This window comes from Novosphingobium malaysiense (assembly GCF_000802225.1).
In the GTDB taxonomy this organism is placed as follows: domain Bacteria; phylum Pseudomonadota; class Alphaproteobacteria; order Sphingomonadales; family Sphingomonadaceae; genus Novosphingobium; species Novosphingobium malaysiense.
Map to the genome: position 1 here is coordinate 365,485 of NZ_JTDI01000003.1, position 14,992 is coordinate 380,476.

The following is a 14,992-nucleotide window of genomic DNA, read 5'->3' on the forward strand; positions in this document are numbered from 1 at the left end:
AGTGCGAAGATGGGACTGGCACGCTGGTGGGATGAAACCGTTGTGCCGCGCATCATCCGCTGCGGCTGCGCGCAGGCGCCGATCATGGAGATCCGACAGGACGTTGTGCCGCTGGCGTCGGGGCGGGTCCTGGAAATGGGATGCGGCGGCGGCATCAATCAGCAGCTTTACGATCCCGCGCGAATAGAGCACTTCGCCGGCCTCGATCCCTCGGGCAAGGGGCTCGACTATGCCCGCGCCGCGGCCGAGGAAAAGGGCTGGAGCGCCGATATCCGCCAGGGCGTGGCTGAGGACATTCCCTTCGCCGACGAAAGCTTCGATACGGTTGTGTGTACCTTTACACTGTGTTCGGTAAACGATCATGGCCGGTCGCTGTCCGAATTGCGCCGGGTGCTGCGCCCGGGCGGAACACTCCTGTTTGCCGAGCACGGCCGCTCGCCGGAGGCCAAAATAGCGCGCTGGCAGGAACGTATCGACCCGGTGTGGAGCAAGCTTTTCGGCAATTGCCATCTATCGCGTCCCGTGACCTCAGCCGTGGCCGCATCCGGTTTTTCCACCGAGCCATCGGGCGCCCGCTACATGAGCGTGGGCCCGCGCTTTGCCGGCTGGATGGAGTGGGGCAGGGCAGTGAAGACGGGATAGGGGCGGGCACCGCCAGTTTCTGGCGGCCTCAATCGCGTGACCGGCTAACGCGCCTTTTGCGTGGTGTCCGCATTTTGCGGCTGCTCGGCGCGTCCTTCGGGACCAGGCAGTTCGCTAGGACGCGGCGTCTTCCGATTGAATTTCGTACACGCGAAGGGCCAGCTCTTCCATGCTCATCATCTGGTGGAAGATGAGGCCATAATAGGGGTGGCGGCGCCAGCGCACGGATGCTTCGAACGCCGGAAGCCGATCGCTTTTTACGCGAATTTTCTGCGCGATCGCCAGGTGTTCCGAAAACTCGATTCTCGCCCCTTCACGCGAAAGGTCGAGGATGGTTGCCGTTGCGGTGCGGTCTGCGACGCTGAGCGCCGTAGGATGGTTCAGCCTGAGGCGGACCGACCGTTTCGGAAATGGACCGGTTCCATTGACGAAGCTGGAGACGTCCACGGGGTCGATGAACCGGAAACCGGCTTCGCCGCCCGCTTCCCAGACCTTTTCGAGACCGAAACGAATTCCCGTCGTGAATTCGAGGGCGAGGTCTTCGTCGTCGAGGATCGGATGAAACATCCGCAGTTTCACCCCCGTTTCCGAAACGTCGCGCACGATGCACAGGAATTCGCCGCTGGGCCCGACCAGCTTGGCACTGCGTAGCAACAGCAGCGCAAGCCGCGGCTGGATGCGCCGCTCGCTCCCTTCCGCCACTGCGGCAGAATCGCCGACATTCTGGTCGTGCTGATAACTCATTCTGCTCGTACCCCCCGATACTCGCTTTTGCGACCCTTCTCGTGGGAAGCCGGTTAAGCCTACTTCTCCTGAAGATGTTCACTTTAGTTACGCCCAATTCGCTAAGCATTTGTAAAGACGCGAACTGAGCGAGGGTGGCTCATAACCGCAGGCGCGAGGGCGGGGTGCGGGAACCGCTTGCACAACATACCCGGCATAGAAAAAGGCCCCCCGCCGGCGGCGGGAGGCCTTTTTCTTTCAGGCAGATCGGCTCAATTTCCGAAGGTGCGCTGCCACCAACCGCGACGGGGCGGTTCCCCGCTGTCGCTGTCGCCGTCGCTGTCGGCTTCGTTTGAGCCGTTCGCATCGTTGGCCGCTTCCGGGGGCGGAGCCGATTCCGCTGCAGGCTCCGCGTTGACAGGCGCTTCTGCGGCCGATTCCGCAGGTGCGGGCGTCGCTTCGGCAGGTGCTTCCGCGTCTGCGGCAGGTTCGGCCTTCTTGCGGCGCGTACGCTTGGGCTTGGGCGGAGCCGCTTCGGCCGCTTCTTCGGGAGCGGTTTCGGTGCCCGGTTCGGCATCCTGCGCGGCGGCCTTCTTGCGGCGCGTGCGCTTGGGCTTGGCCGGCGCTTCCTCCGCAGTGGCCTCGGCAGCCGTTTCGCTGGCTGCTTCGGCGTCTGCGGCAGGTTCGGCCTTCTTGCGCCGCGTGCGCTTGGGCTTGGCCGGAGCTTCTTCAGCCGCAGCTTCGCCGGTCGCGGTTGCCTCGGCGGCGTCCGCTTCTGCCGGTTCGGCCTTCTTGCGGCGCGTCCGCTTCGGTTTGGGCTTGGCCGGCGCTTCCTCTGCAGGGGCTTCGGCGTCGACAGCAGGTGCGGCCTCGGGCGCAATGTCTTCGGCAGCGGGCTCGGACGAAGTATCGTCGGCCTGTGCTTCGGCGCCTTCACTTACGGTCTCGCCGTTCTCGCCGTTCTCACCATTTTCGCCGTTGCGACGGCCCCGGCGGCGGCGTCCACCGCGACGGCGGCGCTTGCGCGGTGCGCCGGATTCTTCGCCTTCGGCGGTTTCGGGCTGCGCTTCGCCGTCCGATTCAGCGCCTTCGCTCTCTTCGCCTTCGCCACCGCTATCCTCAGAGCCCTGCTCGTCGGAGCGATTGCGGCTGCGTCCCCGACGACGCTTGCGGCGCTTGCGGCGACCGGCGCCATCATCCTCCGAGCGAGCTTCTTCCTCGTCGAAGTCGTCGTCCTCTTCGGGAATGTCGTCGTCGTCGACATCGGTGGCGATCGGTTCGAAGCGCGGCACGAAGTCGTTGCGCGGACCGGAGGAAACAACGCGCATCTTGGCGCCCTCGTTCTCTCCCTCGGGGATCACTTCGACCGAGACGCCGTAGTGCGCCTCGATGTCGGCGAGATCCGAACGCTTGGCGTTGAGCAGGTAGACGGCCGCTTCGGTCGACGCGAAGAGCGAGACGACCACGCCCTTGCCCTTGGCGGCTTCGTCCTCGATCAGGCGCAGTGCCGAAAGGCCGGCAGAGCTGGCGGTACGCACGAGGCCGGTGCCGTCGCAGTGCGGGCAGGAACGCGTTGTCGCTTCGAGCACGCCGGTGCGCAGGCGCTGGCGGCTCATTTCCATCAGGCCGAAGCTGGAAATGCGGCCCACCTGGATGCGCGCGCGGTCGTTCTTGAGCGCTTCCTTCATCGCCTTCTCGACCTTGCGGACGTTGGAGCCGTACTCCATGTCGATGAAGTCGATGACGACGAGGCCGGCCATGTCGCGCAGGCGAAGCTGGCGGGCGATCTCGTGCGCGGCCTCCAGGTTGGTGGCGACCGCAGTCTGCTCGATGCCGTGTTCCTTGGTGGCGCGGCCCGAGTTGATGTCGATCGAGACCAGGGCCTCGGTCGGGTTGATGACGATGTAGCCGCCGCTCCTGAGCTGCACGACCGGATCGTACATCGCGCTGAGCTGGTCCTCGGCGCCGTAGCGCTGGAACAGCGGTACCGGGTCGGAGTAGGGCTTCACCTTGCGCGCATGGCTGGGCATGAGCAGCTTCATGAAGTCCTTGGCGGCGCGGTAGCCTTCCTCGCCTTCGACCACGACTTCCTCGATGTCGCGGTTGTAGATGTCGCGGATGGCGCGCTTGATCAGGTCGCTGTCCGAATGGATCAGCGTCGGCGCGGCCGAGTGCAGCGTCTTCTCGCGCAGCTCGTCCCAGAGGCGGGCGAGGTAGTCGAAATCGCGCTTGATCTCGGTCTTGGTGCGCTGGAGACCGGCGGTGCGCACGATGCAGCCCATCGAGCGGGGCAGCTGCATTTCGGCGATGATCGATTTCAGCCGCTTGCGGTCGCTGGCCGAGCTGATCTTGCGGCTGATGCCGCCGCCGTGGCTCGAATTCGGCATGAGCACGCAGTAACGGCCGGCAAGGCTGAGGTAGGTGGTCAGCGCCGCACCCTTGTTGCCGCGCTCTTCCTTGACGACCTGCACCAGCAGCACCTGGCGGCGGTGGATGACGTCCTGGATCTTGTAGCGGCGGCGCAGCGCCATGCGCTTGGCGCGCATGTCGTCGGCTTCCTTGGAACGGCCCGAGTTGCGCCCGCCCTGGCGGCGCCCACGACCGCGGCGGCCGCGGTTGTTGCTCTCTTCGCTGTCACCCTCGGAGGATTCCTCCTCGCCGTCGTCGCCTTCGGAGAAGCCGTTCTCGACGTTTCCGTCCTCGATGGTGGCGACTTGTTCCTTTTCCGAAGTGTCGACTTCGGTCAGGCCGCCATCGTCGAAGTCTTCGTTTTCGTCGTTGTCGGTATCCTCGTCGTCCTCGTCCGCGTCGTCATTCTCGCTGTCGCGCAGGGCCTCTTCCTCGGCGAGGAGCGCTTCGCGGTCTTCCTTCGGGATCTGGTAGTAGTCGGGGTGAATTTCGCTGAAGGCGAGAAACCCGTGCCGGTTGCCGCCGAAATCGACGAAAGCGGCCTGAAGCGAAGGTTCGACGCGCGTCACCTTCGCCAGGTAGATGTTGCCTTTTATCTGCTTGCGTTCAGTCGATTCGAAATCGAACTCTTCAATGCGATTTCCCTTGAGTACCGCCACCCGCGTTTCTTCCGGGTGGCGCGCATCGATGAGCATGCGCGTTGCCATTATGTGATCTCCATACGCGCCCGATCCCGGCCGGATCAGCCTGGGTGGCGCGGTTGTGTTCGAAAAGGCCCGGTGGAGCAGCGAATGCCCGGTCAAATGCGACGGGGATCTGCGTATCCAGGGCAGGGGTAGATATGAACGCGGGGCCATCCAGCGCCCCGCGTGTGGCAATAGTGTCGGCCGCCCGTAGAGCGGCGATCGTGTCTGCGAGAGGAAGTTCGCGTGGCGAATTCGGACACGCGAAATATTGCGGCCAAACCGCGACCGCCCCTTCGGGCGTCGGCTGGCAAGGCGGCAATTGGCTTCTCATGGCTCGCATCAACCTGTTCGGACCCGGAAACGGATTTTCCGGTAAAAACGGCCCGGATCATGCCCTGGCCAGTCCCTTTCCGGTGTCATCTGGTGATGCTTGTGCCGGATTTCGAGGACCGGAGGCGCAATGGACCCGGATCGGCTTGGCCTAGCATTCAAGACGGTCATCGGCAAGTTACTTGGCTGCAGGGTTTTTTAACACGGATATGGTTACTGCATTGCTTACCGAAAACGGGGGAACACGTCGGGGCAGGATTGCCGGATTCGTCGCTGCCATCTACGCAGTTCGACGATGCTGCGCATGATACGTCTGCTGATTGTCCTTTCGGCGCCCCTGGCGCTGCTGGTCGCGGCATTTGTGATCGACAGGGCCATGTCCGCTGCCGAGGGCGGCGAGGATTACGATTACGTCGTGCGTTTCGATCTCCCGAACGCGGACGCGCCGGTTGACCTGCCCCGGGTCGACGGCCCCGCCGATGCCAGCCGTCCGCTGGTGGTGATCGATCCCGGCCATGGCGGGTTCGATCCCGGCGCCGGGACCGACGCTGTCCATGAAAAGAACGTCGCGCTGCAGATGGCGCTGGCGATCCGCGAGCAACTTCTGGCGGGCGGCGGCATCCGCGTGGCGCTGACACGCGATACGGACCGGTTCGTGTCGCTGAAGGACCGTCCGGACATGGCAAGGCGTCTCAACGCCGACCTGTTCGTCTCGATCCACGCCGACAGCGCCGAAAACGACCTTGCCCGGGGCGCGAGCGTCTACGTGCTTTCGGAAAAGGGATCGAGCCAGGCGGCCGAACGCTTCGCGGCGCGTGAAAACGGGGCCGACCGGATCAACGGCGTGTCGCTGTCGAAGACCAATGAAAACGTCGGCGCCATCCTGCTCGAACTGTCGCAGCGCGGTACCCAGGCAGAATCGACCGAACTGGCCGACCTCATGCTGCGTGAACTGCGCGAGGAAAACGTCGGGCTGCATCATGACCGCATAGAGATGGCGGCGCTGGCCGTTCTCAAGGCGCCGGACATTCCCTCGATCCTTTTCGAGACCGGCTATATCAACAATCCCCAGGACCAGGCATTCCTGCGCTCGCGGCAGGGGCAGAGAATCATTGCCGAAGCCACCGCGCGGGCGATCCGCATATACTTCGCGCGCAAGCGGGGCGTATGACTTCCGCGCTGTTCCGTGGTGCTCGTCGCAAATTCGCTCTTCCCGTCTGGCGTTGCGCGAAACGAGCGTGCTAGAGGGCAGGCGCAATGAGCGATCCTACCGACAATTCCGGCGAACCGCAGTCCGCGGATGCCACCTACCGCGTTCGTCGCGAGCCCTCCGGGGCAATGGCTGCGTTCGCGACAACATGGCGCGAGCACAAGTGGTGGCGCCGTTTCGCCTATCTCTGCCTGGCCGGATTCGTGTGCCTGGCCGGCTTCTGGATCGTGCTCACCCGCGACTTGCCGGACGCCAGCAAACTGCTTGAGTACCAGCCGCCGCTACCCACAATGGTGCGCGATATCGATGGCGAGATCGTCTACAGCTATGCGCGCGAGCGGCGCGTGCAGTTGCGCTTCGTCGATTTTCCCAAACCGTTGGTCAACGCCTTCCTTTCGGCCGAGGACAAGACCTTCTGGACCCATGGCGGCGTCGATTTCACCGGTTTGGCCGGCGCGGTGGTGGACTATGTCTCCAAACTGGGCACGGGCGGGCGCGCCAAGGGTGGCTCGACGATTACCCAGCAGGTCGCCAAGAACATCCTGATCGGCGACGAATATTCGGTCACACGCAAGCTCAAGGAAATGATCGTCGCGCACCGGATCGAAGGTGTGCTGAGCAAGCAGCAGATCCTCGAACTCTACCTCAACGAGATTCCGCTAGGGCGTCAGAGCTTCGGCGTGCAGGCCGCCGCACGCGCCTACTTCGGCAAGGACGTGGGCGATCTCGACCTGCACGAGGCGGCGTTTCTGGCGATCCTGCCAAAGGCGCCTGAACGTTATGGCCGCAAGAAGTACGAAGGCATGGCCATCACCCGGCGCAACTGGGTGCTCGACCAGATGGTCGACAACGGTTGGGCTTCGCGCGCCGATGCCGAGGCGGCCAAGGCCAAGCCACTCGGCCTCATTCCGCGTCGCACCGAGAGCTATGATCCCTCGAACGGCTATTTCGTGGAAGAAGTTCGCCGCCGTCTGATCGACCGTTATGGCGAGAAGGCGGAAGACGGCCCGAACAGCGTCTATGCCGGCGGCCTCTGGGTGCGCACCTCGCTCGATCGCAAGTTGCAGAAAGCGGTGCGTGCCTCGCTGCGCAAGGGGCTGCTCAATTTCCACGGCAACCGGGGCTGGACCGGGCCGGTTGCGCACATCAACAAGCTGGACAACTGGCAGACCCAGCTCATCGTTTCCAACCGGACGATCGACTACAAGGACTGGCGCGTCGGTGTCATTCTCGACCGCTCGGGCGATTCCGGCCGGATCGGGTTTTCCGACGGCAACATCGCCACGCTGACCAATCTGGCAGACAAGGCCAAGCCCGGCGATTTCGTCGTCGCCGAGCCGGTTTCAGGCGGGACCTGGGCCCTACGCACGATCCCGGAGGTCTCGGGCGGCATGGTCATGGAACAGCCGGCTACGGGCCGCGTCCTTGCCATGCAGGGCGGTTTCGATTTCGGTCTCGGCTCGTTCAACCGCGCCACCCAGGCCGAACGCCAGCCGGGGTCCACCATCAAGCCTTTCGTCTACGCCACGGCACTGCAGAATGGCATGACGCCAGCGACGCAAGTGCTCGACGGTACGTTTTGCGTCTATCAGGGCGCGGCGCTTGGACAGAAGTGCTTCAAGAATTTCGGGAACGAGGGCGGTGGCGGTAGCCACACGCTGCGTTGGGGCCTGGAGCAGTCGCGCAACCTGATGACCGTGCGCATTGCCAACGACACCGGCATGTCGCGCGTGGTCAAGACGTTCCAACGCATGGGTATCGGCGACTATAAGCCCTACCTGTCCTTTGCGCTCGGCGCCGGCGAGACCACGGTCGAGCGGATGGTCAACGCCTATTCGGCGCTGGCCAACAACGGCGTGCAGTATTCGCCTTCCGTCATCGACTATGTCCAGGACCGCAACGGCAAGGTGATCTGGCGCGCGGACACGCGGCGCTGCGACACCTGCGACATGGCCGAGTGGGACGGCAGGCCGATGCCGCGCATTCCCCGCAAGGGCAAGCAGGTGATCGATGCCGATACCGCCTACCAGGTGATCCATATGCTGGAAGGCGTGGTGATCCGCGGTACCGCCGTGCGGCTGCGCGATCTCAAGCTGCCCATTTTCGGCAAGACCGGCACCACCAACGGGCCGACCGATGTCTGGTTCATGGGTGGCAACCAGGATTACGTTGGTGGCGTCTATGTAGGCTATGACAATCCGCGCTCGCTCGGCGGCTGGGCGCAGGGCGGCCGCATTGCCGCGCCGATCTTCAAGGACGTCGTGCTCGCCACGCGTGATCGCTGGACGGACAGGCCGCTGCTGGCGCCGCCCGGTATTCGCATGGTCCGCATCGACCGCGTGACCGGCAAGCAGGTCATGGGGGTGGAACCCTCCGACGAGCCGAAAGCGTCGGTGATCTGGGAGGCGTTCAAGCCCGACAGCGAACCGCGCGAATATACTGCGCAGGACGACTTCACGCGCCGGCGCGATGCACTGGTGGCGCAAATCTCGCAGGCGCGCGAAGAACGCCAGGCGGCAAATGCGCGTGCCGCCGCGGGCGAAGCGCAGGACTTTGCAGAGGAGCAGGGCGGGCTATACTGATTGCCGACCGGCCGAGAGCGGCAAAAGCTCCGGCCTGAACCGAGGGAGGATCGATCGATGCCCGGCTATCACCCGTCGTGCCACGCCCGCACCACGCCTGACGCCCTGGCATTGGTCGTTGCCGACACCGGCGAGACGCTGACCTATCGCCAGCTGGACGAAGGCTCCAATCGCTTCGCGCAGCTGCTGCGCTCGCTGGGCCTGAAGCCGGGAGACCGGATCGCGGTGATGCTGCGCAACTCGCCCGAGTTCGCGCAGGTCTACTGGGGCGCCACCCGCTGCGGCTGTTTCGTCACGCTGCTGTCCACGCACCTGAAGCCGTCCGAAGCCTCGTACATCGTCGAGGATGCTGGCGCGAAAGTGCTGATCCTGTCGGCCTCCATCGGCGAAACGCCGCGCGCGCTTGCCCGCGATCACGCAGAGCTCGTGCCGGGCGTGGACAAGGTCTATTATGCCGGCGACCCGGCAGGCGAGGGCGCCATGGAAGGCGCCGAGCCCCTGTCCGAGGCGCTGGAGGCCATGCCCGCCAAGCCCGTTCCGGACGAGATTTCCGGCTTCCACATGATCTACTCGAGCGGCACGACCGGGCGGCCCAAGGGCATCGTTCTGCCCTTTACGCCCGGCCCGATCGACGAGTTCAACGCGCTCGAAGGCGTGATGCCGATCTATCACGAGCTGGATCCGCTGGTCTCGCTCAATGTCGGGCCGCTGTACCACGGCGCGCCGCTCTCCGGCATGGTGACGGCGCAGCGGCTGGGCGGCCTGTTCGTCACCCAGCGCAAGTTCGATGCCGAAGGCGTGCTGGCCGCAATCGAGCGCTACAAGGTCGGTGTCGCGCAGTTCGTGCCGACCATGTTCGTGCGGATGCTGGCGCTGCCCGACGAGGTGCGCACGAAATACGATCTGTCCTCGCTGCGCATGGCGATCCATGCCGCCGCGCCGTGCCCGGTCGAGATCAAGCGGCGCATGATCGAATGGTGGGGCCCGGTCATCTTCGAATACTACGGCAGCACAGAAGGCGTCGGCGCGACCGCGATCACCTCGCAGGAATGGCTCGAAAGGCCGGGCTCGGTCGGCAAGTCCTCACTCGGCCCGATCCACATCTGCGATGAGGAAGGACGCGAACTGCCGCCCGGCGAAAGCGGGATCGTCTATTTCGAGGCGCCGGGCGGGCGCGTCGTCAATTACCTCAACGACGCCGAGAAATCGCGCAAGGCCACGCATCCCGAGCACGACAACTGGTTCGCGGTGGGCGACATCGGCAAGCTCGACGAGGACGGCTATCTCTACCTCACCGACCGCAAGGACTTCATGATCATCTCGGGCGGGGTGAATATCTACCCGCAGGCGATCGAGGACTGCCTGATCGTCCACCCCCAGGTGCTCGACGTGGCGGTGCTGGGCGTGTCCGATCCCGAGTTCGGCGAGAAGGTGAAGGCGGTCGTGCAGCCCAAGGACTGGGCCGATGCGGGGCCCGCGCTGGAACAGTCGCTCAAGGACTGGTGCCGCGAGCGGATTTCGCCGGTCACCGCGCCGCGCGAGTACGAATTCGTCAAGGAACTGCCGCGCCTGCCTTCGGGCAAGCTGGCAAAGCATGAACTGCGCAAGCTCTACGGCAACTCGGTCGCCGTCGTCTGAGGAGAAAATCGGTATGAAGACAAGTTCCGGTACGCGCATGGCGCGCCGCTGGCTTGGCCCCTGCGCGGCGCTGGTTGCGCTGGCGGCGGTTCCTCTCCCGGCGATGGCGAAAGATGCGAACGCGGAGGGTACGGTCCATACCCAGACCGAGAAGGAAAGCGCGGCCGAGCCTTATGTGCGGCCAGATGTCGTCGACTATCTCAAGACGTTCTACGCCACGCCCAAGCCGCCGTTCACGCGCGAGATGCTGATCAAGATCCACCAGCTTCCGCCCGCAGCCGTGGCGGCGATGTCGCAGCAGGATCTGCCAGTGGGCGACATGGCGGTGATCAAGGATGTGACGATGCCCGGTCCCGGCGGGCCGATGGCGCTGCGCCTGTTCGACACCCGCGCCGAGCGGGAGCCGGGCCCGGTCGTGGTCTTCTACCACGGCGGTGGCTATGTGCTCGGCAGTATCGATACCCACGCGGGGATAGCCGCAGAAATCGCGCGCCAGCTCGACCTGCCCGTGGTCTCGGTGGAATACCGTCTCGCACCGGAAAACCCGTTTCCTGCAGCCGTCGACGATGGCGAGGCCGCGGCGCGCTGGGTCGCGGCAAACGGCGAAGCGTTCGGCCGCGACTTTACCGGCCTGATCCTCAGCGGAGACAGCGCCGGCGGTAACCTGACGCTGGTCGCTGCTGCCGCCCTGCGCGACAAGCCGGCAGCCGTCCCCGTCGTGATGCAGATCCCGATCTATCCGGCCACCGATTTCTCGCGAAAGTACCCTTCGGAAGAGAAGTTCGCGGAAGGATACATGCTCGATGCCAAGAGCATGGGGGAATTCAGCGCCATGTACGCGGCCGATCCGCAGAGCCTGAAGGCCTCGCCGCTGCTCGGCGATCTGCACGACATGCCGCCCACGGTGCTGGTAACCGCCTCGCTCGACCCGCTGCGCGATCAGGGCCGGGCCTATGCCGCCAAGCTGGTCGAGACCGGCGTGCCGACCGTCTACTACGAGGGCAAGGGGCTGATCCACGGCTTCGCCACGTTCCGCAAGGATATCCCCTCGGCGCAGGACGATACGGTGGCCTTCCTCAAGCTCGCCCGGACGATGCTCGACGAGATCGAAGCCGATTCAGAATGACATGATCGTGTCAACATGACATGATCATGTCATGGAGAGAGGGCCTTTCGAGTCGCGGCATCCCCTGGTGGGGCTTGTCGATGAGACGATCCGGTTGAACAGCCGGCTGCGCAGCGTCTTTGCGTCTGCGCGGCAGGAAAGCGCCCTCAACGATTCCGAACAGATGGTTCTCAATGCCGTGGTGGAGGCCGAAAAGGCACCCACCGTGGCGCAGATCGGCCGCTCTATGGGGCAGGCGCGCCAGCTCGTGCAGCGCGCCGCCAATTCGCTGCGCGATGGCGGTCTGATCGCAATGGTCGACAATCCCGATCACAAGCGCGCCCCGCTGCTGCGTGCGACCGAGCAGGGGCTGGCGCTGAAACGCGCCATCGATGCGCGCGCCGATGCCATAGCTGAAGACCTGCTGCCCGCCGCCGAGATCGAGTCCGTGCGCGAGGCGACGCAGGTGCTTCGGTCCCTGCGCAGAAAACTGGAAGCGCAGCTTCGCGGGCGCTGAAACGGAGAGGATGATGGAAGCCGATCTCGATAAACTGGCGCCGATCGGGCCGCTGACCGAATGGCTCGATGCCCATGTGCCCGAACTGGGCAAGGGGCCGCTCAAGACCTCACTGCTTTCTGGCGGCACCTCCAACGTCGTGCTGACGCTCGACCGCGGCGAGAAGCCGATGGTCATGCGCCGCCCGCCCGAAGTGCCGCCGCCGGGGGCCGAGAAGGGCGTGCTGCGCGAGGCGCGCATCCTCACCGCGCTCAACCAGACCGACGTGCCGCACCCGGTCTGCTACGGCTCCTGCCCGGATGACAGCGTTGCCGGCGCGCCGTTCTACGTGATGGAAAAGGTCGACGGCTGGGCGCCCAACCTGCGCGACGAGAAGATCCACAACGAGCCGCCGTTCGACCGGATGCCTTACGAATACGGTATCCCCTTCGCCATCGTCGACGGCCTCGTGAAGCTGGCCAACGTCGACTACGAGGCCATCGGCCTTGGCGACTACGGCAAGCCGGGCAGGTTCCTCGAACGGCAGGTGGACCGTTGGTCCGGCCAGCTCGCCTCCTACAAGGAGCGCTATGGCTACGAAGGCCGCGAGCTGGAAGGCTACAGGGAAACCGAGGAGTGGCTGCGCGGCGCGAAGCTGCCCGAGGAAGTGCGCGGCATCATCCACGGCGATGTCGGCACCCCCAACATGATGTTCCAGTGGGGCCCGCCCGCGCGCCTTGCGGCGATGATCGACTGGGAGCTTTCGACCATCGGTGACCCGATGATCGACATCGGCTGGTTCACCGGCGGCATGCGCGACGAGGACAATCCCGACAAGGAATTTCCCAACGCGCTCACCAACCCCGACCACTTCCCCACCAAGCAGGAACTGGCCCGCTACTATTGCGCCGGGACGGGCCGCAATATCGAGGACTTCCGCTGGTTTTCGCTCCTGTCGCGGTTCAAGTCCGGCTGCCTGCTCGAATACAAGGTCGCCCAGGCCGAAGCCGGGATCCTGCCCAAGGAAACCGGACGCTTCTTTTCGCGGATCGTTGAAAACGTGTTCAAGGAAACGGCCGCCGAAATCCGGAGGATGTCATGATCGATTTCAGTGTCGAACCCGAATTCCAGGCCAAGCTCGACTGGATGGACACATTCGTCCGCGAGGAATGCGAGACGATGGACCTGCTGTTTCCCGAACAGGGCGCGCAGTTCGATCCGGACTACGCGGCGGCCAAGCGCCACCTCAAGCCGCTTCAGGAGGAAGTTAAGAAGCAGGGCCTCTGGGCCTGCCATTTGGGGCCGCATCTCGGCGGTCCCGGCTACGGGCAGGTCAAGCTGGGCTTGATGAACGAGATCATCGGCCGGTCGAGCTGGGCACCGGTGGTATTCGGTACCGCGGCGCCCGATACCGGCAATGCCGAAATTCTGGCGCTGTTCGGAACGCCCGAGCAGAAACAGCGCTTCCTCGGTCCGCTGATGGATGGCGATATCGTATCCTGCTTTTCGATGACCGAACCGCAGGGCGGCGCCGATCCCGACGTGTTCACCTGCAGTGCGACACTTGATGGCGATGAATGGGTGCTGGAAGGCGAGAAGTGGTTCTCCTCGAACGCCAAGTTCGCTTCGTTCCTGCTGGTGATCGCGGTTACCGATGCCGACAAGCCGCTGACCGAACGCATGAGCATGTTCATCGTGCCGACCGACACGCCGGGGATCGAGATCTTGCGCAATGTCGCTATCGCCGGCGATACCGATCCGGAGAACGGCCACCACGCGCACATCCGTTACAACAAGGTGCGCATCCCCTACGATCACATGCTCGGTGAGCGGGGCGGCGGCTTCAAGGTCGCGCAGGCGCGTCTGGGCGGGGGACGCATCCACCACGCCATGCGGACCGTGGGGATGTGCAACCGAGCGCTCGACATGATGCTCGAGCGGGCCGTTTCGCGCACCACCAAGGGCAAGATGCTCGGCGAGCACCAGATGGTGCAGGAAAAGATCGCCGATTCGATCATCGAGCTCGAACAGTTCCGCCTGCTGGTGCTCAAGACCGCGTGGATGATCGATGAAGTCGAGGCCGGCCGCATGAAGCACGGCGCCCCGCGCAAGCACATCGGCATGTGCAAGGTCGCCATGGCCTCGGTCTATGCCAATGTCGTCGGCAAGGCGCTGGAGATCCACGGATCGCTGGGCATCTCGCTCGATATGCCGCTGGCCAAGTGGTACGGCGGGCACATGTCGCTGGCCTTCGCCGACGGGCCGACCGATGCGCACAAGTCGCAGCTTGCCCGTGCCTATCTCAAGCGCGCGAAGCCCGCCGAGGGCATGTTCCCCAGCGAGCATATCCCGACCCGGACGGCGGCCGCGCTGGCCCGCTATCCCAACGCGCGAGACGACTGATGGACCCTCTGTTCGATTTCACCGGCAAGGTGGCGCTCGTCACCGGCGGCTCGCGCGGGCTCGGCTACCAGATGGTCAAGGCCTTCGCCGAGCGCGGCTGCGACGTCATCATTGCCAGCCGCAAGCTGGAAAACTGCGAGGCGGTGGCCGAAGAATGCCGCGCGCTGGGCGTTCGGGCCATGGCGCTTTCCGCGCATGTCGGTCGGTGGGATGCTTGTACCGAACTGGTCCAGCAAGCCTGGGATGCCTTCGGGCGTGTGGATATCCTTGTGAACAACGCGGGGATGAGCCCGGCACAACCGAGCCACGAGGTGACCGAGAAGCTGTTCGACTCCGTCGTGAACCTCAACTTCAAGGGCCCGTTCCGCATCGCCAGCCTGATGGCGCACCGCATGTCCGAAGGGGAGGGCGGGTGCATCATCAACGTCTCGTCGTCGGGCTCGATGATGCCGCTGCCAAAGACGATCCCCTACGGTTCGTCCAAGGCTGCGCTCAATGCCATGAGCAAAAGCCTCGCGTGGGAATATGCGCCCAAGGTGCGGGTGAATACGCTCTCGCCCGGCGCCTTCCGCACCGACATCGTCGAAGCCTGGCCCGACAAGGGCAAGGGCCCGATCCCGATCCCGCGCGGCCACGCCGCCGAGCCCGAAGAGATCGTCACCGCCGCGCTATTTCTGGCGAGCCCGGCTTCGGTCAACGTCACCGGCTCGCTCGTCCGCTGCGACGGCGGTCAGCATTGACCAACGCGCCGCCCCGAAGGGCGCGGCC

General features: G+C 64.7%; 11 protein-coding genes. 9 read left to right on the top strand and 2 right to left on the bottom strand.

All coding sequences use genetic code 11. The features are described from left to right. The first annotated feature begins 9 nt into the window (after positions 1-9). Positions 10-642 (top strand): class I SAM-dependent methyltransferase, encoded by a 633-nt coding sequence (locus LK12_RS09690; RefSeq protein WP_039282781.1) that lies wholly within the window; start codon positions 10-12, stop codon positions 640-642. A 114-nt stretch (positions 643-756) separates the two neighbouring features. On the opposite strand, the gene LK12_RS09695 is transcribed toward LK12_RS09690, so the two are convergent. Then, positions 757-1,386, bottom strand: a complete 630-nt coding sequence (locus LK12_RS09695) for a PilZ domain-containing protein (protein WP_039282784.1) — start codon at positions 1,384-1,386, stop codon at positions 757-759. A 251-nt stretch (positions 1,387-1,637) separates the two neighbouring features. After that, positions 1,638-4,481 carry an Rne/Rng family ribonuclease gene (locus tag LK12_RS09700; protein ID WP_039282787.1) on the bottom strand — a complete coding sequence of 948 codons (2,844 nt, stop codon included), beginning with the start codon at positions 4,479-4,481 and terminating at the stop codon, positions 1,638-1,640. Between the two features lie 604 nt (positions 4,482-5,085). Here LK12_RS09700 and LK12_RS09705 point away from each other — a divergent pair. The 8 genes from LK12_RS09705 to LK12_RS09740 all read left to right on the top strand — a co-directional run bounded on the left by LK12_RS09705 (position 5,086) and on the right by LK12_RS09740 (position 14,964). Next, the gene (locus tag LK12_RS09705) at positions 5,086-5,961 is read left to right on the top strand and encodes an N-acetylmuramoyl-L-alanine amidase family protein (RefSeq protein WP_039282789.1); all 876 of its coding nucleotides are present in this window, start codon (positions 5,086-5,088) and stop codon (positions 5,959-5,961) included. Positions 5,962-6,047: 86 nt separating this feature from the next. Next, positions 6,048-8,582, top strand: a complete 2,535-nt coding sequence (locus tag LK12_RS09710; RefSeq protein ID WP_039282791.1) for a penicillin-binding protein 1A — start codon at positions 6,048-6,050, stop codon at positions 8,580-8,582. A gap of 57 nt (positions 8,583-8,639) precedes the next feature. After that, complete coding sequence (locus LK12_RS09715; RefSeq protein WP_039282793.1) at positions 8,640-10,220, top strand: AMP-binding protein; 1,581 nt, start codon at positions 8,640-8,642, stop codon at positions 10,218-10,220. Positions 10,221-10,233: 13 nt separating this feature from the next. Continuing rightward, positions 10,234-11,346, top strand: coding sequence for an alpha/beta hydrolase (locus LK12_RS09720; protein ID WP_231568310.1), 1,113 nt, complete (start codon positions 10,234-10,236; stop codon positions 11,344-11,346). A 67-nt stretch (positions 11,347-11,413) separates the two neighbouring features. After that, on the top strand, positions 11,414-11,842 hold the full coding sequence (locus LK12_RS09725; protein WP_231568311.1) for a MarR family transcriptional regulator: 429 nt from the start codon (positions 11,414-11,416) through the stop codon (positions 11,840-11,842). Positions 11,843-11,855: 13 nt separating this feature from the next. Then, on the top strand, positions 11,856-12,923 hold the full coding sequence (locus tag LK12_RS09730) for a phosphotransferase family protein (protein ID WP_039282882.1): 1,068 nt from the start codon (positions 11,856-11,858) through the stop codon (positions 12,921-12,923). Further along, the gene (locus LK12_RS09735) at positions 12,920-14,224 is read left to right on the top strand and encodes an acyl-CoA dehydrogenase family protein (protein WP_039282884.1); all 1,305 of its coding nucleotides are present in this window, start codon (positions 12,920-12,922) and stop codon (positions 14,222-14,224) included. Before LK12_RS09730 ends, LK12_RS09735 begins: the two co-directional genes overlap by 4 nt. Then, the gene (locus LK12_RS09740; protein ID WP_039282888.1) at positions 14,224-14,964 is read left to right on the top strand and encodes an SDR family NAD(P)-dependent oxidoreductase; all 741 of its coding nucleotides are present in this window, start codon (positions 14,224-14,226) and stop codon (positions 14,962-14,964) included. Before LK12_RS09735 ends, LK12_RS09740 begins: the two co-directional genes overlap by 1 nt. Positions 14,965-14,992: the final 28 nt, after the last annotated feature.

Bases quoted from the DNA above. Each gene is read 5' to 3' on its own strand.
- LK12_RS09690 (WP_039282781.1), top strand. From the start codon at position 10: ATGGGACTGGCACGCTGGTGGGATGAAACCGTTGTGCCGCGCATCATC.
- LK12_RS09710 (WP_039282791.1), top strand. From the start codon at position 6,048: ATGAGCGATCCTACCGACAATTCCGGCGAACCGCAGTCCGCGGATGCC.
- LK12_RS09740 (WP_039282888.1), top strand. From the start codon at position 14,224: ATGGACCCTCTGTTCGATTTCACCGGCAAGGTGGCGCTCGTCACCGGC.
- LK12_RS09700 (WP_039282787.1), bottom strand. From the start codon at position 4,481: ATGGCAACGCGCATGCTCATCGATGCGCGCCACCCGGAAGAAACGCGG.
- LK12_RS09705 (WP_039282789.1), top strand. From the start codon at position 5,086: ATGCTGCGCATGATACGTCTGCTGATTGTCCTTTCGGCGCCCCTGGCG.
- LK12_RS09735 (WP_039282884.1), top strand. From the start codon at position 12,920: ATGATCGATTTCAGTGTCGAACCCGAATTCCAGGCCAAGCTCGACTGG.
- LK12_RS09695 (WP_039282784.1), bottom strand. From the start codon at position 1,386: ATGAGTTATCAGCACGACCAGAATGTCGGCGATTCTGCCGCAGTGGCG.
- LK12_RS09720 (WP_231568310.1), top strand. From the start codon at position 10,234: ATGAAGACAAGTTCCGGTACGCGCATGGCGCGCCGCTGGCTTGGCCCC.
- LK12_RS09730 (WP_039282882.1), top strand. From the start codon at position 11,856: ATGGAAGCCGATCTCGATAAACTGGCGCCGATCGGGCCGCTGACCGAA.
- LK12_RS09715 (WP_039282793.1), top strand. From the start codon at position 8,640: ATGCCCGGCTATCACCCGTCGTGCCACGCCCGCACCACGCCTGACGCC.